2 protein-coding genes are annotated in these 390 nt (G+C 48.2%); both read right to left on the bottom strand.

Annotation, left to right across the window (positions count from 1 at the left end; all coding sequences use genetic code 11):
- Positions 1-288, bottom strand: a 288-nt coding sequence (locus AACS90_RS05600) for a lysis protein (RefSeq protein WP_193757323.1), incomplete at its 3' end; no start/stop codon positions are given.
- A partial coding sequence (locus AACS90_RS05605) for a glycoside hydrolase family protein (RefSeq protein WP_371635766.1) occupies positions 285-390 on the bottom strand: 106 nt, incomplete at its 5' end. The genes AACS90_RS05605 and AACS90_RS05600, both read right to left, overlap by 4 nt.

Genomic DNA, 390 nt, shown 5'->3' on the forward strand with positions numbered 1-390 from the left:
ACAGGTGGCTTGGATGCGCAGCTTGCGACGACCAGCGGCAACATCAGCCCGAAGAGTGTCAATTTCAGTCTTGGCATTGGCGAGTTCCTGAGTGTGTTTAGTATCTAACTCATGCAGCATGTTAATGTGCGTGTTCTGATAGTTAATTCGGTCGGTCAATTGCTGGATTTCAGTGAGCTGGTCGCTATTGATACCGAGCTGTTTCTTATATCCAGAGCGATAGAGGTAAGCCGCACCGGAGGCAATAATCAGCGCAATAATCACGCCGTAGGTAAAATTGAGCTTCATAACAAAAACATCTGGCGTTCAGATGCCCTGCGCTTAGTCAGACCGTTCATCACTTTACCTGCTGCCTTATTCCATCTCTGAAATTCATCGGCTGCACCCTGG

This window comes from Xenorhabdus sp. KK7.4 (assembly GCF_963876465.1).
GTDB classification, from domain to species: domain Bacteria; phylum Pseudomonadota; class Gammaproteobacteria; order Enterobacterales; family Enterobacteriaceae; genus Xenorhabdus; species Xenorhabdus stockiae.